The organism is Vibrio sp. M60_M70, from assembly GCF_037162085.1.
Taxonomy (GTDB): domain Bacteria; phylum Pseudomonadota; class Gammaproteobacteria; order Enterobacterales; family Vibrionaceae; genus Vibrio; species Vibrio diabolicus.
The window spans coordinates 2,367,677-2,389,370 of record NZ_JARLUL010000001.1 but is presented as its reverse complement, the minus strand read 5'-3'; the positions used below and the strand labels follow the sequence as shown (position 1 = coordinate 2,389,370).

The 21,694-nt window shown below is 47.5% G+C and carries 20 protein-coding genes; all 20 read left to right on the top strand.

Features of this window, described 5'->3' with window-relative positions; translation table 11 throughout:
• The first annotated feature begins 133 nt into the window (after window positions 1-133).
• The 20 genes from P4S59_RS11065 (at window position 134) to flhF (ending at window position 21,684) form a co-directional block, all read left to right on the top strand.
• Window positions 134-1,600 carry a sigma-54 dependent transcriptional regulator gene (locus tag P4S59_RS11065; protein ID WP_006741695.1) on the top strand — a complete coding sequence of 489 codons (1,467 nt, stop codon included), beginning with the start codon at window positions 134-136 and terminating at the stop codon, window positions 1,598-1,600.
• 196 nt (window positions 1,601-1,796) lie between these two features.
• The gene (locus tag P4S59_RS11060; protein ID WP_337168405.1) at window positions 1,797-2,828 is read left to right on the top strand and encodes a sensor histidine kinase; all 1,032 of its coding nucleotides are present in this window, start codon (window positions 1,797-1,799) and stop codon (window positions 2,826-2,828) included.
• 36 nt (window positions 2,829-2,864) lie between these two features.
• A complete protein-coding gene (locus P4S59_RS11055; RefSeq protein ID WP_046875536.1) occupies window positions 2,865-4,274 on the top strand; it encodes a sigma-54-dependent transcriptional regulator in 1,410 nt (469 codons plus the stop codon).
• Between the two features lie 122 nt (window positions 4,275-4,396).
• Window positions 4,397-4,708 (top strand): flagellar hook-basal body complex protein FliE, encoded by a 312-nt coding sequence (gene fliE, locus P4S59_RS11050; protein WP_012841525.1) that lies wholly within the window; start codon window positions 4,397-4,399, stop codon window positions 4,706-4,708.
• 14 nt (window positions 4,709-4,722) lie between these two features.
• Entirely contained in the window at window positions 4,723-6,465 is a 1,743-nt protein-coding gene (gene fliF / locus P4S59_RS11045) for a flagellar basal-body MS-ring/collar protein FliF (RefSeq protein ID WP_337168404.1), read from the top strand.
• A complete protein-coding gene (gene fliG / locus P4S59_RS11040) occupies window positions 6,458-7,513 on the top strand; it encodes a flagellar motor switch protein FliG (RefSeq protein ID WP_012841526.1) in 1,056 nt (351 codons plus the stop codon). Before fliF ends, fliG begins: the two co-directional genes overlap by 8 nt.
• Window positions 7,514-7,584: 71 nt before the next feature.
• Complete coding sequence (gene fliH, locus P4S59_RS11035) at window positions 7,585-8,385, top strand: flagellar assembly protein FliH (RefSeq protein ID WP_109169799.1); 801 nt, start codon at window positions 7,585-7,587, stop codon at window positions 8,383-8,385.
• A gap of 3 nt (window positions 8,386-8,388) precedes the next feature.
• Window positions 8,389-9,708: a flagellar protein export ATPase FliI gene (fliI, locus tag P4S59_RS11030; RefSeq protein ID WP_006741701.1), complete on the top strand. Its 1,320-nt coding sequence runs from the start codon at window positions 8,389-8,391 to the stop codon at window positions 9,706-9,708.
• Window positions 9,709-9,714: 6 nt separating this feature from the next.
• Entirely contained in the window at window positions 9,715-10,158 is a 444-nt protein-coding gene (fliJ, locus tag P4S59_RS11025; protein ID WP_012841527.1) for a flagellar export protein FliJ, read from the top strand.
• A 183-nt stretch (window positions 10,159-10,341) separates the two neighbouring features.
• Complete coding sequence (locus P4S59_RS11020; RefSeq protein ID WP_337168403.1) at window positions 10,342-12,225, top strand: flagellar hook-length control protein FliK; 1,884 nt, start codon at window positions 10,342-10,344, stop codon at window positions 12,223-12,225.
• Window positions 12,226-12,310: 85 nt separating this feature from the next.
• The gene (gene fliL, locus P4S59_RS11015; protein WP_012841529.1) at window positions 12,311-12,814 is read left to right on the top strand and encodes a flagellar basal body-associated protein FliL; all 504 of its coding nucleotides are present in this window, start codon (window positions 12,311-12,313) and stop codon (window positions 12,812-12,814) included.
• Window positions 12,815-12,821: 7 nt separating this feature from the next.
• Window positions 12,822-13,868, top strand: a complete 1,047-nt coding sequence (fliM, locus tag P4S59_RS11010) for a flagellar motor switch protein FliM (RefSeq protein WP_006741703.1) — start codon at window positions 12,822-12,824, stop codon at window positions 13,866-13,868.
• Between the two features lie 59 nt (window positions 13,869-13,927).
• The gene (gene fliN, locus P4S59_RS11005) at window positions 13,928-14,338 is read left to right on the top strand and encodes a flagellar motor switch protein FliN (RefSeq protein ID WP_012841530.1); all 411 of its coding nucleotides are present in this window, start codon (window positions 13,928-13,930) and stop codon (window positions 14,336-14,338) included.
• Between the two features lies 1 nt (window position 14,339).
• Window positions 14,340-14,753 carry a flagellar biosynthetic protein FliO gene (gene fliO, locus P4S59_RS11000; protein ID WP_046875540.1) on the top strand — a complete coding sequence of 138 codons (414 nt, stop codon included), beginning with the start codon at window positions 14,340-14,342 and terminating at the stop codon, window positions 14,751-14,753.
• Window positions 14,740-15,609, top strand: a complete 870-nt coding sequence (fliP, locus tag P4S59_RS10995) for a flagellar type III secretion system pore protein FliP (RefSeq protein ID WP_006741704.1) — start codon at window positions 14,740-14,742, stop codon at window positions 15,607-15,609. The genes fliO and fliP overlap by 14 nt, the downstream gene beginning before the upstream one ends.
• 24 nt (window positions 15,610-15,633) lie before the next feature.
• Window positions 15,634-15,903, top strand: a complete 270-nt coding sequence (gene fliQ / locus P4S59_RS10990) for a flagellar biosynthesis protein FliQ (protein WP_012841532.1) — start codon at window positions 15,634-15,636, stop codon at window positions 15,901-15,903.
• An 8-nt stretch (window positions 15,904-15,911) separates the two neighbouring features.
• The gene (gene fliR, locus P4S59_RS10985) at window positions 15,912-16,694 is read left to right on the top strand and encodes a flagellar biosynthetic protein FliR (protein WP_005384463.1); all 783 of its coding nucleotides are present in this window, start codon (window positions 15,912-15,914) and stop codon (window positions 16,692-16,694) included.
• Window positions 16,695-16,697: 3 nt separating this feature from the next.
• A complete protein-coding gene (gene flhB, locus P4S59_RS10980; RefSeq protein WP_006741705.1) occupies window positions 16,698-17,828 on the top strand; it encodes a flagellar biosynthesis protein FlhB in 1,131 nt (376 codons plus the stop codon).
• Between the two features lie 210 nt (window positions 17,829-18,038).
• On the top strand, window positions 18,039-20,138 hold the full coding sequence (flhA, locus tag P4S59_RS10975; protein WP_041853026.1) for a flagellar biosynthesis protein FlhA: 2,100 nt from the start codon (window positions 18,039-18,041) through the stop codon (window positions 20,136-20,138).
• A 28-nt stretch (window positions 20,139-20,166) separates the two neighbouring features.
• On the top strand, window positions 20,167-21,684 hold the full coding sequence (flhF, locus tag P4S59_RS10970) for a flagellar biosynthesis protein FlhF (RefSeq protein ID WP_150919218.1): 1,518 nt from the start codon (window positions 20,167-20,169) through the stop codon (window positions 21,682-21,684).
• Window positions 21,685-21,694: the final 10 nt, after the last annotated feature.

The following is a 21,694-nucleotide window of genomic DNA, read 5'->3' as shown; positions in this document are numbered from 1 at the left end:
TTTTTTTGTTGCTGATTTTCCTATTTTGTCTATCGTAAATTGAGTGTGGTGGTTCTGCCTTCTTTTAGCACCCAATTGCGCAAATCAAGGTTTGGCCGCAACGCACCTAAAATAAAGGCAATCATTCTTACTTATGCAAGGTTTGGCAAAGCTGCTTGTAATTGATGATGACGCATCAAGTCGTTTAAATTTAAGCAATATATTGGAATTTGTTGGAGAAAATTGCGAAGCGGTCAGTTCTGATCAGCTCAGCGATGTTGATTGGTCTAGCGTATGGTCGTGCTGTATTGTTGGTAACATTCCAGCAGGTCAAGCGGCGAATACGGTTATCTCTCATTTAAACAGCGCCTACCACATCCCACTTTTAGTCATGGGCCGATTTCCGTTGCCCGTGGATGATCTTCCAAATTTTGTAGGTGAGCTAGAACTACCTCTTAATTACCCACAGCTTAGTGAGGCGTTACGCCACTGCAAAGATTTTCTGGGTCGAAAAGGGGTCAATGTCGTTGCTAGTGCACGAAAAAACACGCTTTTTCGCAGCTTAGTTGGTCAAAGCAGAGGTATTCAAGAAGTTCGTCACCTGATCGAGCAAGTCTCAGACACTGAGGCAAACGTGTTGATCTTGGGTGAATCTGGTACCGGTAAAGAAGTCGTTGCGCGTAACATTCACTATCATTCGTCGTACAGCAGTGGTGCCTTTGTGCCCATTAACTGTGGTGCCATTCCACCGGAGCTTCTAGAAAGTGAATTGTTTGGCCACGAAAAAGGCGCGTTTACTGGTGCGTTAACGGCACGTAAAGGTCGATTTGAGCTCGCAGACGGTGGCACGATCTTTCTTGATGAGATTGGCGATATGCCGATGTCGATGCAAGTTAAGTTACTTCGCGTATTGCAAGAGCGCTGCTTCGAACGCGTAGGTGGCAATAGCACCATCAAGGTCAATGTTCGAGTTGTCGCGGCCACACACCGTAATCTAGAAAGTATGATTGAAGAAGGCACGTTCCGAGAAGACTTGTTCTATCGTTTGAACGTGTTTCCAATCGAGATGCCTGCGCTGAAAGAGCGCAAACAAGATATTCCATTGCTGCTGCAAGAGTTGATGACGCGTCTGGAAGCGGAGGGTGGCCAGCCTATCTGTTTTACCCCTCGTGCGATCAATTCACTGATGGAGCACAACTGGCCGGGTAACGTGCGTGAGTTAGCCAACCTTGTTGAGCGAATGATCATTCTGTACCCAAATAGCTTGGTCGATGTAAACCACTTACCAACCAAATATCGCTACAGTGATATCCCGGAGTTCCAACCAGAAAGTAATCCGTTTATTTCGGTTGAAGAACAAGAGCGTGATGTGTTCCAAGACATCTTCTCAGAAGACTTTAGCTTTGATGATCAAGACGATCTTGACCACAGCATGAACGCTCCGCAAGCGCTGCCGCCTGAAGGTGTAAATCTGAAAGAGCTGTTGGCTGATTTAGAAGTTAATATGATCAGCCAAGCGTTAGAAGCACAAGGTGGAGTCGTGGCACGAGCCGCTGATATGCTGGGTATGCGACGCACAACGTTGGTGGAAAAAATGCGTAAGTACAACTTACAACGCTAGGCAACGTTGAGATTTAAGACGATATCTAAATCATTTGGGCTATTTAGCATCGTTTTTCTGACACCAAAAACCGTTATCTGAGGGTGTCAACTTATTGTCGATGACTTAACGTCATGATAAATATAAAAAATAGCTTGGTACGCTAATTGCTTACCAAGCTATTTTAGTTTTAGCGGCGATATTTCAACAGGCAGTAATGGATAACAACACCAACCAATCCCATTTAGATTCCGTAGAAAATCAGGTTGAGCGCTATAAGCAGGTGCTTGATGTGATGCCTGCCGGAGTGATTCTGCTCGACACGTTCGGCATAGTGCGTGAAGCAAACCCAGAGGCGCACCGAATTCTTGAGATTCCACTGGTTAATGAAAAATGGTTCAACATTATTCAGGCGGTGTTTGATCCTCGTGAGGATGATGGTCACGAAGTTTCCCTGCGGAATGGTCGTAAAGTTCGATTAGCCATTTCGGCTTCTACGACAGGTCAATTGATCCTGATTACCGATTTAACCGAAACTCGCTTACTTCAAGCTCGTGTGAGTGATTTACAACGCTTGTCGTCGTTAGGGCGTATGGTAGCGTCACTTGCTCATCAGGTAAGAACGCCGCTATCGAGCGCCATGCTATATGCATCCAATTTGGGAGCGCCAAACCTTCCACCAGCGACAAGGGAGCGCTTTCAAACCAAATTAATGGATCGACTGCACGATTTGGAAAAGCAGGTTAATGATATGCTGCTTTTTGCTAAAGGTGGTGATAATAAAGTCATTAAGCCATTTACGATTGCTCAGTTGGTGGCGGAATATCAGCCGATGGTCGAAACCGCGCTAAAAAATAACGGTATTGATTACTGCCTAGAAGTGGAAGAAGAACAAACTGAGTTGCTAGGCAATGCGAATGCGATTGCATCCGCGTTGAGCAACCTTGTCATGAATGCGATTCAGATGTCTGGTAAAGAGTCGCAAGTCGATATATTTTTCCGCCCGGTAAATGGCGAGTTGCGCATTTCAGTGCAAGACAGCGGACCGGGTGTACCTGAAGAACTACAAGCCAAAATTATGGAGCCATTTTTTACCACGCGTTCTCAAGGAACCGGGTTAGGGCTGGCTGTTGTTCAAATGGTTTGCCGTGCCCATGACGGTCGATTGGAACTTATTTCAGAGCAGGGTGATGGAGCCTGCTTTACCATGTGCATTCCACTAGAGCGAGTGCAACCAGAAGCGCAGTAAGCAGCTTCTGGTAATAACAATTACTGGAGAATCAGAATGGCGCAAAGCAAAGTGCTGATCGTAGAAGACGATGAAGGTCTTCGTGAAGCCCTAGTGGATACTCTGGCTCTGGCAGGGTATGAGTGGTTAGAAGCTGACTGTGCGGAAGACGCACTACTAAAACTCAAATCGAATACTGTCGATATCGTCGTTTCTGACGTGCAAATGGCAGGTATGGGCGGGTTGGCTCTGCTCAAAAACATCAAGCAGAATTGGCCTAACTTACCAGTACTGTTAATGACGGCGTACGCCAACATTGAGGATGCCGTGTCGGCAATGAAAGACGGCGCGATTGACTACATGGCGAAACCATTTGCACCAGAAGTATTGCTGAACATGGTCAGTCGATATGCACCGATCAAAAGCGATGACAATGGTGACGCGGTCGTGGCTGATGAAAAAAGTCTGCGACTACTTGCTTTGGCCGATAAAGTGGCACGTACAGATGCGAATGTTATGGTGCTAGGTCCGAGTGGCTCAGGTAAAGAAGTGATGTCGCGTTATATTCACAACGCATCAAACCGTAAAGATGGTCCATTCGTTGCGATCAACTGTGCGGCGATTCCAGACAACATGCTGGAAGCGACACTATTTGGTTACGAGAAAGGCGCGTTCACTGGTGCGGTTCAAGCGTGTCCGGGTAAGTTTGAACAAGCACAAGGCGGCACAATCTTGCTGGATGAAATCAGCGAAATGGACTTAAACCTGCAAGCGAAACTATTACGTGTTTTGCAAGAGCGTGAAGTGGAGCGCCTTGGCAGTCGTAAGAGTATCAAGCTGGATGTACGCGTGCTCGCGACCAGTAACCGTGATCTCAAGCAGTATGTCTCAGAAGGCAACTTCCGTGAAGATTTATACTACCGCTTGAATGTGTTCCCAATTGCGTGGCCAGCACTGAACGAACGCAAAGGCGATATTGCGCCACTTGCCAAGCATCTTGCTGAGCGTCATTGCAGCAAGATGGGGATGCCAGTGCCTCAATTTTCAGCCGTTGCGGTAGAAAAGCTGCTGCAATACCCTTGGCCAGGTAACGTTCGTGAGCTGGATAACGTGGTGCAACGAGCTCTTATTTTAAGTGAGAATGGTGATATCGACGCTGAACACATCTTACTAGAAGGGGTGGACTGGCAAGATGCCAACAGCTTGCAACATGTGGTGCAAAATGCAGAGATGGTGGTACCTAATGTTAAGCCAGTCGCTCAACCTGAGAGTGTGAACCGTCCGGTATCTGGCGGGGAAGGCTTGGGCAGCGAGCTGCGTGACCAAGAATACGCCATTATTTTGGAAACCTTGGTGGAGTGTAACGGCCGACGCAAAGAAATGGCGGAGAAACTGGGCATAAGCCCACGAACCTTGCGCTACAAACTTGCCAAAATGCGTGATGCTGGTATAGATATCCCAAATTAACATGTGCAATCGCCATAAGACAAAAAGTGTAGGCAAACCGCTAACTAATGTCTTATGGCACGTTAATTGCTGTGTTAATAATCAGTTTTGTTAATAGTCAATCTTTTGGCTTAGAGGTGCTAATGAAAGTTGATGGTATTCAGGCAGAAATGCGCGCCATGATGGTAGAAGCAACCAATACTGCTCCTACTGCAAGTGGGGCGAAAGTTGGAGCAGATTTTAATGATCTCCTAACTAAAGCCATCAATAACGTGAACACACTTCAAAAAGCATCCGGTGATTTACAAACCCGTTTTGATCGTGGTGATGCCGATGTTTCCCTTTCTGACGTTATGATTGCTCGTAACAAGTCTAGTGTCGCTTTTGATGCGACGGTTCAAATTCGCAATAAACTCGTTGAGGCGTATAAAGACCTCATGAACATGCCAGTGTAATTTAGGTAATAAGTGTGGCAGACAAGTCTACAGATTTAACCGTCACTGAAGGCGGCTCAGATGGTGCACTGGTAGCAAGTTCCGACGTAGATGTGGAGAGTCAAAATCCAGATCTAGAGGAGCGCAGTGCGTCAAAATTTGATATGGCAGTGGGTGACCTTGATTTACTTCGTCAAGTTGTACTTGTGCTGTCAATCTCCATCTGTGTTGCATTGATCGTGATGCTGTTCTTTTGGGTCAAAGAGCCGGAGATGCGCCCGCTTGGAGCGTATGAGACCGAAGAGTTGATCCCCGTTTTGGATTATCTGGACCAGCAAAAAATCAATTACAAGCTTGATGGTAATACCATTTCTGTTGAATCGAGCGAATACAACTCGATCAAACTTGGCATGGTTCGCTCGGGCGTAAACCAAGCCACAGAGGCGGGCGATGATATTTTGCTGCAAGATATGGGCTTTGGCGTATCACAACGTTTAGAGCAAGAGCGCCTTAAACTCAGTCGAGAACGTCAATTGGCTCAAGCGATTGAGGAAATGAAGCAAGTTCGTAAAGCACGAGTCTTATTGGCGCTGCCAAAGCACAGTGTGTTTGTACGTCACAATCAAGAAGCATCTGCGTCCGTATTTTTGACACTGTCGACTGGCACGAACCTCAAACAGCAAGAAGTTGATTCTATCGTTGACATGGTGGCGAGTGCCGTTCCGGGAATGAAAACCTCCCGAATTACCGTCACAGATCAGCATGGCCGTTTGCTCAGTTCAGGCTCTCAAGACCCTGCTTCTGCAGCGCGACGCAAAGAGCAAGAATTAGAGCGTAGTCAGGAACAGGCGCTGCGTGAAAAAATTGATTCAGTGCTATTACCTATTTTAGGTTATGGCAACTACACGGCGCAGGTCGATATCCAAATGGATTTCAGCGCGGTTGAACAAACTCGCAAACGCTTTGATCCCAATACCCCTGCAACCCGCAGTGAGTACGAATTAGAAGATTACAATAACGGCAATATGGTAGCGGGTATTCCGGGGGCGTTAAGTAATCAGCCTCCAGCGGATGCCTCTATTCCGCAAGATGTGGCTCAGATGAAAGACGGTTCTGTCATGGGGCAGGGTTCGGTGCGTAAAGAATCCACGCGTAACTTTGAGCTTGATACCACCATCAGCCATGAGCGTAAGCAGACGGGGACGGTTGCTCGTCAGACAGTTTCTGTTGCGATTAAGGACCGTCGTCAGGTCAACCCAGATACGGGAGAAGTGACCTATACCCCGATGTCCGAATCTGAAATCAATGCTATTCGCCAAGTCTTAATTGGTACGGTCGGTTTTGACCAAGGCCGTGGTGATTTGTTGAATGTACTGAGTGTGAAGTTTGCAGAGCCTGAGGCTGAACAGCTGGAAGAACCACCAATTTGGGAGCACCCTAACTTCAGTGACTGGGTTCGTTGGTTCGCAAGTGCATTAGTGATCATCGTTGTTGTGTTGGTTCTGGTTCGCCCAGCAATGAAGAAATTGCTTAACCCTACCAGTGATGACGAAGACGAAATGTACGGACCAGACGGCTTGCCGATTGGCGCGGATGGTGAAACTAGCCTGATTGGCAGCGACATTGAAAGCAGCGAACTGTTTGAGTTTGGTTCAAGTATTGATTTGCCAAACCTTCATAAAGATGAAGATGTATTGAAAGCGGTTCGCGCTCTGGTTGCGAATGAACCTGAACTTGCTGCTCAAGTAGTGAAAAACTGGATGAATGACAATGGCTAACGATATCGTACCTCAAGATGACAACGCCGCGGGAATGCCAGTTGAGCTGGATGTCTCAACCATTACTGGCGAAGAAAAAGCAGCAATTTTGCTACTGAGCCTCAATGAACAAGATGCCGCTGGCATTATTCGTCACCTAGAGCCAAAACAGGTCCAGCGTGTGGGTAGTGCGATGGCTAAGGCGAAAGATCTCAGCCAAGACAAGGTGTCAGCCGTTCACCGTGCGTTTTTGGAGGACATCCAGAAATACACCAACATCGGCATGGGCAGCGAAGACTTCATGCGTAATGCGCTGGTGGCGGCTCTTGGGGAAGACAAAGCCAACAACTTGGTTGACCAGATCCTACTTGGTACGGGTTCAAAAGGCCTGGATTCTTTGAAATGGATGGACCCACGACAAGTGGCGAGCATCATTGTCAACGAACACCCGCAGATCCAAACCATCGTATTGTCTTATTTAGAAGCAGACCAATCCGCGGAGATTTTGTCTCAGTTCCCTGAGCGCGTGCGTTTGGATCTGATGATGCGTATTGCCAACCTTGAAGAAGTTCAGCCATCGGCACTGGCAGAGCTGAACGAAATCATGGAGAAACAGTTCGCGGGTCAAGCTGGCGCTCAAGCAGCCAAGATTGGTGGCCTGAAAGCGGCAGCGGAGATCATGAACTATCTAGACAACAACGTCGAAGGTTTGTTGATGGAACAGATTCGCGATCAAGACGAAGACATGGCGACGCAAATTCAAGACTTGATGTTTGTCTTCGAAAACTTAGTCGAAGTGGACGATCAAGGTATTCAGAAATTGCTGCGTGATGTACCACAAGACGTGTTGCAAAAAGCACTTAAAGGTGCCGACGATTCTCTGCGTGAGAAGGTATTTAAGAACATGTCGAAACGAGCGGCTGAGATGATGCGTGATGACATCGAAGCGATGCCGCCAGTTCGCGTGGCGGATGTCGAAGCGGCACAGAAAGAAATCCTGGCGATCGCTCGTCGCATGGCCGATGCAGGCGAACTCATGTTGTCTGGCGGTGCGGACGAATTCTTATAATCTCTATTGCTCCGCGATTATCCTATTGCGGAGCGCCCTCACTTCTTAATCGAATACATAATAGGTAACCCATGGCTGGCGAAAGAAAACGTGGATTTATCCGTCCTGATGAAGATGATTCGATGATCGAACCACAACGTTGGGGGTTGCCTGATTACGGCGAGCCCAAAGCCAAGCAAGCAAAACAAACCGCGTTTAACTATGACCCGGGTTGGGTACCGAATCTTGAAGAGCCAGAAGAAGAGCAAGCACTTGAGCTAACCGAAGAGCAGATAGAGCTGATCAAGCAAGGCGCTTATCAGGAAGGTTTGTATCAAGGTCAAGAAGCAGGCTTTAAGCAAGGTTACGACAAAGGCAAAGAAGAAGGCCTGCAAGCGGGCCATACTGAAGGGCTGGAGCTTGGAAAAGCCGAAGGCGTGACCGCAGGTCAAGAATATATTCAGCAGCAAGTCGAAACCTTTATGAACTTAGCGAATCAGTTTGCTCAGCCGTTAGAGCTAATGAATGCTCAGGTTGAAAAGCAACTGGTGGACATGGTGCTCTGTTTAGTTAAAGAAGTCGTGCATGTCGAAGTACAAACCAACCCTCAGATTATTTTGGACACGGTTAAGCAGTCGGTTGAAGCGCTGCCAATATCAGGTCATCCCATTACCTTGCACCTGAATCCAGAAGACGTTGCGATTATTCGCTCAGCTTACGGCGAAGAAGACCTTGATTGCCGCAACTGGACGTTGGTTGCTGAGCCATCACTCAATCGAGGCGACGTCCAAATTGAAGCGGGTGAATCAAGCATTAACTACCGTATGGAAGAGCGCGTCAAAAGCGTGTTGCACAGTTTTTGTGGTGCAAACCGTCATCAAGAGGGTGAGTAATCCATGCAAGCATTGGCTGACCGTTTAAGAAACTACAAAGTTGAAGGCTTAACGACGCGCCCAGTTGCCTCTGGCAAACTGGTTCGAGTGGTTGGGTTAACGTTGGAAGCGACAGGCTGTCGCGCGCCAATTGGCAGTTTATGCTTAGTGGAAACCATGTCCGGTCAGATGGAAGCCGAGGTCGTCGGTTTTTCAGGTGATAACCTATTTTTGATGCCAAGCGAGCAAATTACGGGCATTTTGCCTGGCGCTAGAGTGACGCCATTAACCAGTGACGCTGGCTTGCCTGTTGGCATGGAGTTACTTGGTCGAGTGATTGACGGGGTTGGTAATCCGCTTGATGGACTTGGCCCGTTGTATACCGATCATCGCGCCTCTTTTAATGCTGAGCCAATCAACCCGCTGGCTCGAAAGCCAATTTCAGAGCCACTTGATGTGGGCTTGAAAGCGATTAACGGATTATTGACGGTTGGTAAAGGTCAGCGTATCGGTCTGTTTGCCGGCTCTGGTGTGGGTAAATCGGTCACGCTTGGCATGATGACGCGAGGTACAACCGCACAAGTTGTTGTGGTCGGTCTGATAGGTGAGCGTGGACGCGAAGTTAAAGAGTTTATCGAAGAGATTTTAGGTGAGGATGGACGACGTCGCTCTGTCGTGGTGGCTGCGCCTGCCGATGCTTCACCATTGATGCGTTTGAAAGGCTGTCAAACCGCCTTAACCATTGCAGAGTACTTTCGCGATCAAGGTTTGGACGTTCTGTTATTGATGGATTCCTTGACGCGTTTTGCGCAAGCACAGCGTGAAATCGCCCTTTCTGTTGGTGAGCCGCCAGCGACAAAAGGCTATCCGCCATCTGTGTTCGCCAAGCTACCTGCTTTGGTTGAGCGTGCGGGTAACGGAAGCGCCGAACAAGGCTCAATTACGGCGTTCTTTACCGTGTTGACCGAGGGCGATGATTTACAAGACCCGATTGCGGATGCATCGCGGGCAATTCTTGATGGTCACATTGTGCTGTCCCGTGAAATGGCGGATGCAGGCCATTATCCTGCGATTGACGTCGAAAAGTCGGTTAGCCGTGTTATGCCGCAAATCACCACTGAAGAACATGTTCTGATGTCGAAAGCGGTACGTCAGGTCTTGTCGATTTGCCGCAAGAACCAAGATTTGGTCTCGATTGGGGCGTACAAACCGGGCACCGATCCTGCTATCGATGGCGCGTTTACATTGAAGCCAAAGTTAGACGAATACTTACAGCAGAGCATGAAAGAATCGGTGCCATACGATATGTGCGTCAACATGCTTAGAAACATTTTGGGCGGGTGATAGCGCATGAACAATGCGATGGAGTTCCTACTTGAGCAGACTAAAGAGCGTGAAGATCAAGCCGTACTTGCGCTGAACAAAGCGCGCTCTGAACTTGAAGATTATTACCGTCAGGTTGAGCAAATCGAAAAGTATCGCCTTGATTATTGCCAACAGCTTATCGACCGTGGGCAGGCTGGCTTAACGGCAAGCGAATATGGGCATTTAAATCGCTTTCTCACTCAGCTAGACGAAACGTTATCTAAGCAGAAACAAGCAGAAAGTCATTTCAAAGAACAGGTAGAAAACTGTCAAGAATACTGGTTAACAGTACGCAAAGAACGCAAATCCTATGAGTGGATGATCGAAAAGCGTGAGAAAGAGAAACAGCTTGCTGAAGCCAAACGAGAACAAAAGCAAATGGACGAGTTTTCAACGTTGCTTTACAGCCGTCGAGCGAAGCCTTTTTAATGTTTAAAAGTTGATGTTGCTTCCACTTATGACACTCGTTTTGTCACTGCAGCAATGAGCTTGTTATTGGCGTAATTTTTGCAAATATCTTTGTAGATGATCACCCCAATAACCTAAATTTGCCACCGTGTGCAATTTAGCAGCGGCCTAGCGCTCGAAGCTGCTGATAATGAGAATTTCTATATGAATGTGAATTTGTCCAATGTTTCTGCGACGAGCAAGACGTCAGTGTCTGACTCTGCCGCACAAGCACCTACAGAAAATGCGGAGAACAAGGGATTTTTAGAAACCTTGACGGATGCGTTTTCAGGTTCACAAAAGTCAGAAAAAGTAGCAACGAAATCACTAAACGGTGAAGAACAAAACAGTGCCGAGATTAACACGCTTTCGTCTGGCAAAGCTGATAGCCAAGAAGCGGTCACAGACGTGGCTCAAGCGAGTAGTAACGACGCCGAAGAGTTTCTGGCGCAAGAAAGCCAAGACACTGCTATTCAAGAGCAAAGCCGCTCTGGCGACATGCTGACAGAGCATGCGAACACCATTCAAAGTGATGAAGTAAGCCTACTGGAAGCCAAACAAGGCGCGCACTCGCAAAATGATGCTGATGTCACTGAGAAAGTAGGTTCACTCTCGAGCGCCCCTTCAGCTGCTAATGGCGCAAAAAGCGCGATGGGTGAAGGACAACAGCTGCTTGGTCGTATTGAACAAGCGAATCAAACCTTGAAAGCGAATAATGCATCCATCGATAGTGGCAAAGTTTTGCCTCAACGAGCGGGTTTAGAGCACTCGTTTAACGAGCAAACAACAGACATTGATGAACTTGCTTTGAATGACATGCCATCAGCTCAATCGCTTGAACAAGTGCAGGCAATGGCGGAACAAGGCTTAGAGCCAATTTTAGATAAGCATGGTCAACCTATCGATGTCGATAAGCTCTCGTCTGAGTTTGCTACTTGGCAAGGTCTGGCTAAACAAGTCAGTCACCCAACCGAGATGAGCATGGTCAGTGATGAGGTTGCCGGTGAACTATCGCCACTGGAGGTGGGGTTGGATGGCTCTAAAATTGATGCGCTTCAGCATGTTTCCTTGGATGAACTCGAACTCATAGATACCAAACTGGCGCAGGGAAAACCACTGACTCAGCAAGAAACAGAGATCATAGAAGGGTTGAAAAAAGGGACGGTCATTGCCGATATTCCTGAGCAAGATCTTGCCCAGTTTGTTGCGCTTCCTACTGACGTTAAACAGGTTCTTGCAGAGCAGCAAGTACAACATCATTTGGCTCGTCAGGCTGCGCCTATGGGGATGTCTCAGCAAGCCCTTCATTTGGCGACTCAATCAGCTCAGCCGCAAGCTGTTCAGAGTGCAGATAAAGTCGCAGTATCTCCGATGCCAGATGCGTTGGCCGCAGCTCATTTGCCGACTGCGCTTCAAGGCGTGAAGGATGGAGAGATTAACCAGAAATTTGTGAATGCCGCATTGGCTGCTGGTGCACTTAAAGCGACAGCGGATAAGCAAGATAAACCAGAACTTCAACATGGTTTAGCAGGGCAGCTTCAGGCGATGGCGGGTCAACAAGGAACAAACGTGCAGCAACAAGCGCGTATTGATGCCGCGCAGCAAGCTCAGCTTCCGTTGCAACTGACCAAAGAGCTAGCCAATGAGCAAGTGGCGGAAAAAGTGCAAATGATGATGTCGAAGAACCTAAAAAACCTCGATATTCGTCTTGATCCACCAGAATTAGGTCGTATGCAAATTCGTATGACGATGAACAACGATGTAGCTAATGTGCATTTTACGGTGAACAACCCGCAAGCGCGTGACATCATTGAACAGACGCTTCCTCGCTTGAGAGAGATGTTGGCGCAGCAGGGCATGCAATTGGCTGATTCTTCTGTTCAGCAACAAAACAGCGGGCAGCAGCAAGGTAGGTATACTGCTGAGCAACATGGTCAAAGCGCTCAAGGCAGCGGTTTTTCTGGACAATCAGAAGAGAGCTTTGATGCTGACGTCAATCTGGATTTGAATGTGGCTTCAAAGCGTGATGGAATTAGCTTTTACGCATAACAGGCCGTTTAAAGGCAATAATACAAGGTTACCAAACGACTTCCTTAGGCATCTCGGTAACCTAAAAGAACAATAAGAGACAACAATGGCAGAAGAACAGCTACAAGGGGCCGATGCGCCGAAAGGAAAAGGTAAGTTACTTATCATCATAATCGCTGTTGTGGTATTGCTACTTGGCGGTGGTGCTGCAGCGTTCTTTCTCATGGGCTCTGATGAACCAGCTCAGGCTGAAGCGTCTCAACAGGTTCAAGCGAAGGCATCTGATGCCTCGCCCATTGCCTACGTGAATCTTCCTCAGGCATTTGTATTTAACGTTACTGGGGACCGTCGCGACAGACTGGTACAAATTAAAGCGCAGTTAATGGTTCGCGGCGCAGAGAATGAAGAGTTGGCGCGGTACCATTCGCCACTGATTGAGAGCTCTTTGTTATCAACGTTTGCTTCGGCGACGGTTGATCAGTTGCGTTCTCCAACGGGACGAGTGGAATTGCGCGATCGTGCTTCCGAAGATATCAAAGCAGCGCTAAACGCTGCGGTCGGTAAGCCAGTGATTGAAAAAGTACTGTTTACAGATTTTGTTATTCAATAGGTAAAACGTGACCGATCTATTAAGCCAAGACGAAATTGATGCGCTATTGCACGGGGTTGACGATGTTGATGACGTCGATGAACCGATAGAAAACGACAACGAAGGTGCCGTCAATTTTGATTTCTCGTCGCAAGACAGGATTGTACGTGGTCGAATGCCGACGCTCGAACTTATCAACGAGCGCTTTGCACGACACATGCGTATTAGTCTGTTTAATATGCTGCGTAAAACGGCAGAAGTGTCGATCAATGGCGTGCAGATGATGAAGTTTGGCGAATACCAAAACACATTGTACGTGCCAACCAGTTTGAACATGGTGCGTTTTCGTCCGTTAAAAGGTACAGCGTTGATCACCATGGAGGCTCGCTTAGTCTTTATTCTGGTAGAAAACTTCTTTGGTGGGGATGGGCGATTCCATGCCAAAATCGAAGGGCGCGAATTTACCCCAACGGAACGCCGCATCATTCAGCTGCTGCTGAAGATTGTATTTGAAGACTACAAAGAAGCGTGGTCGCCAGTGATGGGGGTGGAGTTCGAATATCTCGACTCTGAAGTAAACCCAAGTATGGCTAACATTGTCAGCCCGACAGAAGTGATTGTCGTGAGTTCTTTCCACATTGAGGTCGATGGTGGCGGCGGCGATTTTCATGTCGTTATGCCTTACTCCATGGTTGAGCCGATCCGTGAACTGTTGGATGCAGGTGTTCAGTCCGACAAGATGGAGACAGACGTCCGTTGGAGCTCAGCATTACGTGAAGAGATTATGGATTGTCCGGTTAACTTCCGCGTTAACTTGCTTGAAAAAGACATCTCTTTGCGTGACCTCATGGAATTGCAACCGGGTGACATCATCCCGATTGAAATGCCAGAACATGCGACAATGTTTGTGGAAGACCTGCCGACCTACCGCGTAAAAATGGGCCGTTCGGAAGACAAATTAGCGGTGCAAATTTCTGAGGAAATTGAGCGCCCACATGTAGTCAAAACAGATTTAGCTTTCTTGGGCAAAGACATCATGTCTGAGCTTGAGAATGAAGACGATATAGACGATTAAGATACCTTATTGAACAGACATGCTTTGGCATTAAATAAGGCTTAACACAGGATAGAAAAATGGAACCAAGTGACGATCAAAAGCTAGCAGATGAATGGGCAGCCGCTCTTGGCGAAGACCCGTCTGCACCTTCTGTTGACGTAGATGAAGTATTGGCCGCACCACTGGAAGAGCTAAAAGACACTTCAAGCCCAATTACCGAAGATGAGCGCCGTAAACTCGACACCATCATGGATATTCCGGTGACGATTTCGATGGAAGTCGGTCGTTCACAAATCAGCATTCGGAACTTATTGCAGTTGAACCAAGGTTCGGTTGTTGAGTTGGATCGTCTAGCGGGCGAGTCATTGGACGTATTAGTCAACGGTACACTGATTGCACATGGCGAAGTCGTGGTCGTGAACGATAAGTTTGGTATCCGTTTGACGGATGTGATCAGCCAAACTGAACGAATTAAGAAGCTACGTTAAGATGAGCCGCTCAATCAAAACGCGATTGACGCAAATCACTGGAGCACTGAGCTTAATGCTGAGTGCTCCTTATGCATTTGCTGCCGCACCAAATAATCTGGATCTTGCGACGACACTGGGCTCGCTTGTGCTTGTGATCGGCGTGATTCTTTTGTTGGCTTGGCTACTTAAACGTATGCAAGTGCCTGCGATGGGACAACAAAAAGGCTTGCGTATTGTGAGTCAGTTGCCAGTGGGCACCAAAGAAAGAATCGCCGTAGTTCAAGTGGGTGAAGAGCAGTTTTTGGTTGGAATTACCAGCCAATCAATCCAAACGTTAGCCAAGTTAGATAAGCCACTGAAAGAGGAAGAGTTGGCGACCAATGCTTTTGCGACTCAATTTAGCCAACTGATCAAAAAACATGACAAAGGGTAACCCGATTCGTTTGCTCCTGAGCACGTTGTTGCTTTTCGTCGGCGTGCTGTTTTCTTCATTTTCGTTTGCTGAGGCAGAGGAGTCTGCTCTGCCTGACAACTTGGCTGATGGAAGTAGCGTCACTGTTCAGGCGATGCAAAGTGATACTGGCGCCAGTCGTGCTATGTCCGTTTCTAGTGGTGGTGGCATCCCTGCGTTTACCATGACCACAAACCCAGATGGCAGTGAAGATTACTCGGTTACACTGCAAATTTTAGCGTTAATGACCATGCTTGGCTTCTTGCCTGCTATGGTGATTCTAATGACGTCGTTTACTCGAATTGTGGTGGTGATGTCGATATTGCGTCAGGCAATGGGTTTGCAACAAACGCCGTCTAATCAGGTCATCATTGGTATAGCGCTGTTTTTGACCTTCTTTGTTATGTCTCCCGTCCTGAACGAAATCAACGATAAAGCCGTTCAGCCTTATTTGAATGAGCAAGTCACTGCGAGAGAAGCGTTTGATGCTGCACAAGCACCAATGAAAGCGTTCATGCTTAAACAAACCCGAATCAAAGATTTGGAGACGTTCGTAACCATGTCAGGAGAGCAAGTTGAGAATCCAGAAGATGTGTCGATGGCGGTGTTGATTCCGGCTTTCATCACCTCGGAGTTAAAAACTGCATTCCAAATTGGTTTTATGCTCTTCTTGCCGTTTTTGATTATTGACCTCGTGGTAGCGTCGGTACTGATGGCAATGGGTATGATGATGTTGTCACCAATGATTGTTTCGTTGCCGTTCAAGTTGATGCTGTTCGTATTGGTCGATGGTTGGAACTTGATACTTTCGACACTCGCGGGCAGTTTTGCCCTTTAGATAAGTGCAGATAGAGGATAAGACATGACACCAGAAATGTTTGTCGAGCTTTTCCGTGAAGCACTTTGGATGGTGCTTATCATGGTCTGCGCCATTATCATCCCAAGTTTGCTTATCGGCCTTATTGTTGCGATTTTCCAAGCTGCGACTTCCATCAACGAACAAACATTGAGCTTCTTGCCGCGTTTGATTGTCACGCTTTTGGCTCTAATGCTATTTGGTCACTGGATGACGCAAATGTTGATGGAATATTTCTATGGCTTGATTGAGCGCTTACCTCAGGTGCTTTATTAGAGGCGCCTATGGAGTACCCCACTAGCGTTGTCTTAGATTGGATCGCAAACTATTTCTGGCCCTACGTTCGTATCTCTTCCATGCTGATGGTGATGACGGTAACTGGGGCTCGATTTGTCTCACCACGAATCCGCCTTTACCTCGGGTTAGCCATCACTTTTGCAGTCATGCCAGCGATCCCTGCAGTGCCTCAAGACATTGAGTTGCTCTCGTTTCGGGGTTTTATGACCATTGCCGAGCAAATGATCATCGGTATTGCGATGGGCATGGTCACTCAATTTATGATTCAAACCTTTGTCTTGTTGGGACAAATATTGGGTATGCAATCAAGTTTGGGTTTCGCTTCTATGGTTGATCCCGCAAATGGTCAGAACACGCCATTGCTTGGTCAGCTATTCATGTTTTTGACGACAATGTTTTTCCTTGCCACCGATGGGCACTTGAAAATGCTGCAACTGGTCGTGTTCAGCTTTAAAACACTGCCGATTGGCTCTGGCTCGCTCAACGCGGTTGATTTCCGTGAAATGGCAGGCTGGCTTGGTATTATGTTCCAAACGGCACTGAGTATGTCTCTATCTGGCATTATTGCACTACTTACCATTAACTTGTCGTTTGGTGTAATGACCCGTGCCGCACCACAGCTGAATATCTTCTCGCTTGGTTTTGCTTTTGCTTTGATGGTGGGCCTATTACTTTGTTGGTACATATTGGCTGGCCTTTATAGTCATTATGAAATGTTCTGGACAGTGGGTGAGGCGCAGATTTGTCGACTCATTCGCTTGGAGTGCTAAGAATTGGCAGAATCAGACGGTCAGGAACGCACCGAAGAAGCCACGCCCCGACGGTTACAACAAGCCAGAGAAAAGGGGCAGGTTGCTCGGTCTAAAGAACTTGCATCAGCATCTGTACTGATCGTTGGCGCCATTTCACTGATGTGGTTTGGCGAGGCGTTAGCACGCTCACTGTTTTCCATCATGAGCCGTTTATTTGATCTTCAACGAGAAGAGATTTTTGATACGGCAAAGCTATTTGACATTGCTTTAGGGGCGATGACCGATTTGTTGTTCCCTCTATTTTTGGTGCTAGCTACGTTGTTTACTGCCGCCATGATTGGTGCTGCGGGTGTGGGAGGAATCAGTTTTTCTGCTCAAGCGGCCATGCCAAAGCTGTCGAAAATGAATCCGCTTAGCGGTTTAAAGCGGATGGTGGGAATGCAAAGCTGGGTAGAGTTGATCAAATCAATACTTAAAGTGGTTTTGGTTACTGGTGTCGCGATCTATTTGATCCAAGCATCGCAGGCGGATCTGATTCAATTAAGTATGGATGTGTATCCGCAAAACATCTTCCATGCTTTAGATATTCTGCTGAACTTTATCTTGTTGATCAGCTGTTCACTGTTGATCGTGGTTGCCATCGATATTCCATTTCAAATCTGGCAGCACGCCGATCAGTTAAAAATGACCAAGCAAGAAGTCAAAGACGAATATAAAGAAACCGAGGGTAAGCCAGAGGTCAAAGGACGCATTCGTATGCTGCAAAGAGAAGCGGCTCAACGTCGTATGATGGCAGATGTTCCTCAGGCTGATGTTATTGTTACCAACCCAGAGCACTTTTCGGTTGCGCTTCGTTATAAACAGAAGACAGACCGTGCGCCGGTAGTGATCGCTAAAGGCACCGATCACATGGCAATGAAGATTCGAGAAGTCGCCCGAGAGCATGACATCACAATTGTACCTGCTCCGCCACTTGCTCGTGCGCTGTACCATACTACCGAGCTAGAACAAGAGATCCCCGATGGATTGTTTACTGCGGTGGCTCAGGTTTTGGCATTTGTATTCCAGTTGAAGCAATACCGAAAGCGAGGTGGTCAGCGCCCCAAAATTCAGGATTACGATTTGCCAATCCCGCCAGAACACCGGCACTAATGCTAAAAGAAGCCTAATTCTAAAAAGGCTAATTGAATCAGATATTAAGCTCTACTTGAGTGTTTAGTCATTATTTTGGCGTTAATTATGGTACATAGCTTGCTTAAAACGCCTTAATTATCAACCATACCTAAACTTTTAGGCCAAAGCGGTCGCGTATTAATAGTAAGAGCTAACGTGACGCTTCAATCGATTGAGATCTCTCGTAGTATGAAGTTAAGCCTGCCATTTGCAGATAAATTGCCACGAATCCCTCAGCGTGAAATGCCAGCTATTGGCGCACCGGTGATGGTTTTGGCCACCTTAGCGATGGTGGTCCTGCCTATTCCAGCCTTTTTGCTGGATATGTTCTTCACCTTTAACATCGCGTTGTCGATGGTGGTGTTGTTAGTGACCGTTTACACACGTCGTCCGTTGGACTTCGCCGCTTTTCCGACGGTACTGCTGATCGCGACTTTGTTGCGTTTAGCGCTGAACGTTGCCTCGACACGTGTCGTCTTACTGCATGGTCATGAAGGCGGCAACGCAGCAGGTAACGTAATTGAAGCGTTTGGTAATGTCGTTATTGGTGGTAACTACGCGGTCGGCTTAGTGGTTTTCCTTATCTTAATGATCATCAACTTTATGGTGGTGACCAAAGGTGCAGGTCGTATCTCTGAGGTAAGTGCTCGCTTCACCCTTGATGCGTTGCCAGGTAAGCAGATGGCGATTGATGCGGACTTAAATGCCGGATTGATAGACCAAGAACAGGCAAGAGTTCGTCGTTTTGAAGTGACCAAAGAAGCGGATTTCTACGGCTCGATGGATGGTGCCTCGAAGTTCGTAAAAGGTGACGCGATTGCCGGTATTTTGATTCTGTTTATCAACATCATCGGCGGTCTGTCGATCGGTATGGCGCAGTATGGATTGGGTTTCGGTGAGGCAATTGAAATCTATACTTTGCTGACTATTGGTGACGGCCTAGTTGCACAGATTCCATCGCTATTGCTGTCGATTGCAGCGGCGATGATGGTGACACGTCAAAACACCGATGAAGACATGGGTGAACAGCTGGTCTTCCAGATGTTCGACAACCCAAAAGCACTGATGATTACCGCAGCTATTCTCGGTGTGATGGGCATCGTACCGGGCATGCCACACTTTGCGTTTTTGAGTCTGGCGGTCGCGGCTGGCGCGGCGGCGTATTTCATCGATAAACGCCAAAAGCAGAAAGCGAAAGAACCGGCTTTACCAGCGAAAGCCGACGAAGGTGCAGAGCCTTCATCACAACGCGAACTATCTTGGGACGACGTCCAGCCAGTCGATATTATTGGCCTAGAAGTGGGTTACCGCTTGATTCCGCTAGTGGACCGAGACCAAGGTGGAGAACTGTTAGAGCGCGTAAAAGGTGTGCGTAAAAAGCTATCGCAAGATTTTGGGTTCTTAATCCCTGCGGTTCACATACGTGACAACCTTGAACTGACGCCAAACAGCTATCGAATCACATTAATGGGGGTTGCGGTGGGCGAAGCTGAGATTCGTCCGGATCAGGAGCTAGCGATTAACCCAGGTCAGGTGTATGGCATGATTGATGGCGAGCCAACCATTGACCCTGCATTTGGACTGGAAGCCGTATGGATTCGCGAAGATCAGCGTGAGCATGCTCAGGCGCTAGGGTATACGGTTGTTGACTCATCGACAGTATTAGCGACGCACCTGAGCCAGTTATTGACTAATAACGCATCGCAGTTGATTGGTCATGAAGAAGTAGAGAATTTATTAGAAATGTTAGGACGCAGCGCGCCTAAGTTGGTTGAGAACTTTGTTCCTGATCAGTTGCCTTTAGGTGTGGTGGTGAAAGTCCTACAAAACTTGTTAAACGAGGCCATTCCAATCCGCGATATTCGCACGATTGTTCAAACTTTGGCTGAGTACTCAAGTAAGAGTCAAGAAGCTGACATATTGACGGCAGCAGTTCGAATTAGTCTGAAACGTCTAATTGTTCAAGAAATCAATGGTATAGAGCCTGAGCTGCCAGTGATTACTTTGATACCTGAACTGGAACAAATATTGCATCAAACTATGCAAGCATCAGGAGGCGAATCCGCGGGGATTGAACCGGGGCTCGCTGAACGATTGCAGTCTTCACTAAGCCAAGCGACACAGGAACAAGAATTGAAAGGCGAACCTGCCGTTCTGCTTACTTCCGGTGTATTACGCTCGACGTTGGCGAAATTTGTGAAGAACACAATACCTAATCTCCGGGTACTGTCTTACCAAGAAATCCCGGATGAAAAACAGATCAGAATTGTGCAAGCCGTGGGTAACTGATCTCACGCATCATTAATGGATTCATAGTTTGAAAATAAAGCGATTTTTTGCCAAAGACATGAGAACGGCGCTGCTCCAAGTGAAAGAGGAGTTAGGCGCGGAAGCGGTGATCATGTCAAACAAGAAAGTGGCTGGTGGGGTGGCGATTGTTGCGGCGATAGATAGTGAATCTAACCCGTCTCAAGCAAGCGCAGCGTCACAACAAAATCGCGGTGCTTCTCAATCGAATCGCTATAACGAACATCGTCAAATGTCATCGTCTTCTACAGATCGTTATCAAGATCGTCATTTAGATGAAGATAAAATTAGCCTGAACAGTAATAACAGTAACAACGAAAAAACAGGCTCGATGACGCAGCGATTCGCTAACATGCTTAAGCAATATAGTGGTGGTGCAGCAGATGCTGACGATCATGTAGCGGAAAATGAAGATTCGCTCTCTGCTTTATTGCAACGCCAGAATAAGCATCGCGACGGCTACAACCAAGAAAAGCCAGCGCCATATCAACCAGATTCACCTTTGGCGAAGTTAATCGCACAAGATAATCGATTTGAGCGTCCAACGCCGAAGTTGGATCCGACACGCTATGATCGCCGCCGTCCAAGTGATGAGCGAGAAGAGTCTGCAGATGAGCTGGAGAGTATGCGCGAAGAGATGACGTCAATTCGTCGTCTTCTAGAGCATCAAGTCTCTGGCCTAATGTGGCAGGAAGTGGAACGTCGTGAGCCGCTCAGAGCAATGCTGATTAAGCGCTTAGAGCGTATGGGCGTTTCTCCGGAGTTAGCAGACCAAATGGCGTGCTATATCCCGGAAGATACAAAACCAGCGCGAGCGTGGAAAGCGTTATTGTCGCTGGTGGCGGATCAAATCAATATTCCTAAACAGGACATTTTAAAACGTGGTGGTGTGGTCGCACTGTTAGGTCCGACGGGGGTGGGGAAAACAACCACCGTTGCGAAGCTCGCAGCACGTGCCGCCATGGAATACGGTGCCGACAATGTAGCTCTTGTGACAACAGATACATATCGCATAGGTGCACATGAGCAGCTCTCAATTTACGGAAGAATCATGGGTTGTCCCGTAAGAGTTGCTAAAGATTCTAACGAGTTAGCCGATGTTATATATCAGCTAAGAAACAGAAGACTGATTTTGGTCGATACGGCAGGGATGGGGCAACGAGATGTCAGGCTTTCTGAGCAGCTCGATACTCTAATGCAAGAGAGCGGAGAAGTGATTCACAGCTACCTTGTTTTGCCAGCTACCGCACAACGTCGCGTTCTACAAGAAACGCTGGATCACTTCCGACGCATACCACTTTCGGGTTGTATTATGACGAAGCTTGATGAGTCATTAAGTCTAGGCGAATTCATCAGTGTAGTGATTCAAAACGCAATGCCAGTGGCTTACATCGCTAATGGTCAGCGCGTGCCAGAAGACATTGTGATAGCGCAACCAAAATATATGCTTGCGAAAGCAAATGAACTGTTAGAGAAGTCGACAGAGAACGAACCTCACTTTTGGAACAGTGACAGTGAAGGACTCTAAGGCGGCGGAC

What these genes read in the sequence shown, in the direction of transcription:
- P4S59_RS11065 (WP_006741695.1), top strand. Translation starts at nt 134, where the DNA reads ATGCAAGGTTTGGCAAAGCTGCTTGTAATTGATGATGACGCATCAAGT.
- P4S59_RS11060 (WP_337168405.1), top strand. Translation starts at nt 1,797, where the DNA reads ATGGATAACAACACCAACCAATCCCATTTAGATTCCGTAGAAAATCAG.
- P4S59_RS11055 (WP_046875536.1), top strand. Translation starts at nt 2,865, where the DNA reads ATGGCGCAAAGCAAAGTGCTGATCGTAGAAGACGATGAAGGTCTTCGT.
- fliE (WP_012841525.1), top strand. Translation starts at nt 4,397, where the DNA reads ATGAAAGTTGATGGTATTCAGGCAGAAATGCGCGCCATGATGGTAGAA.
- fliG (WP_012841526.1), top strand. Translation starts at nt 6,458, where the DNA reads ATGGCTAACGATATCGTACCTCAAGATGACAACGCCGCGGGAATGCCA.
- fliH (WP_109169799.1), top strand. Translation starts at nt 7,585, where the DNA reads ATGGCTGGCGAAAGAAAACGTGGATTTATCCGTCCTGATGAAGATGAT.
- fliI (WP_006741701.1), top strand. Translation starts at nt 8,389, where the DNA reads ATGCAAGCATTGGCTGACCGTTTAAGAAACTACAAAGTTGAAGGCTTA.
- fliJ (WP_012841527.1), top strand. Translation starts at nt 9,715, where the DNA reads ATGAACAATGCGATGGAGTTCCTACTTGAGCAGACTAAAGAGCGTGAA.
- P4S59_RS11020 (WP_337168403.1), top strand. Translation starts at nt 10,342, where the DNA reads ATGAATGTGAATTTGTCCAATGTTTCTGCGACGAGCAAGACGTCAGTG.
- fliL (WP_012841529.1), top strand. Translation starts at nt 12,311, where the DNA reads ATGGCAGAAGAACAGCTACAAGGGGCCGATGCGCCGAAAGGAAAAGGT.
- fliN (WP_012841530.1), top strand. Translation starts at nt 13,928, where the DNA reads ATGGAACCAAGTGACGATCAAAAGCTAGCAGATGAATGGGCAGCCGCT.
- fliO (WP_046875540.1), top strand. Translation starts at nt 14,340, where the DNA reads ATGAGCCGCTCAATCAAAACGCGATTGACGCAAATCACTGGAGCACTG.
- fliP (WP_006741704.1), top strand. Translation starts at nt 14,740, where the DNA reads ATGACAAAGGGTAACCCGATTCGTTTGCTCCTGAGCACGTTGTTGCTT.
- fliQ (WP_012841532.1), top strand. Translation starts at nt 15,634, where the DNA reads ATGACACCAGAAATGTTTGTCGAGCTTTTCCGTGAAGCACTTTGGATG.
- fliR (WP_005384463.1), top strand. Translation starts at nt 15,912, where the DNA reads ATGGAGTACCCCACTAGCGTTGTCTTAGATTGGATCGCAAACTATTTC.
- flhA (WP_041853026.1), top strand. Translation starts at nt 18,039, where the DNA reads ATGAAGTTAAGCCTGCCATTTGCAGATAAATTGCCACGAATCCCTCAG.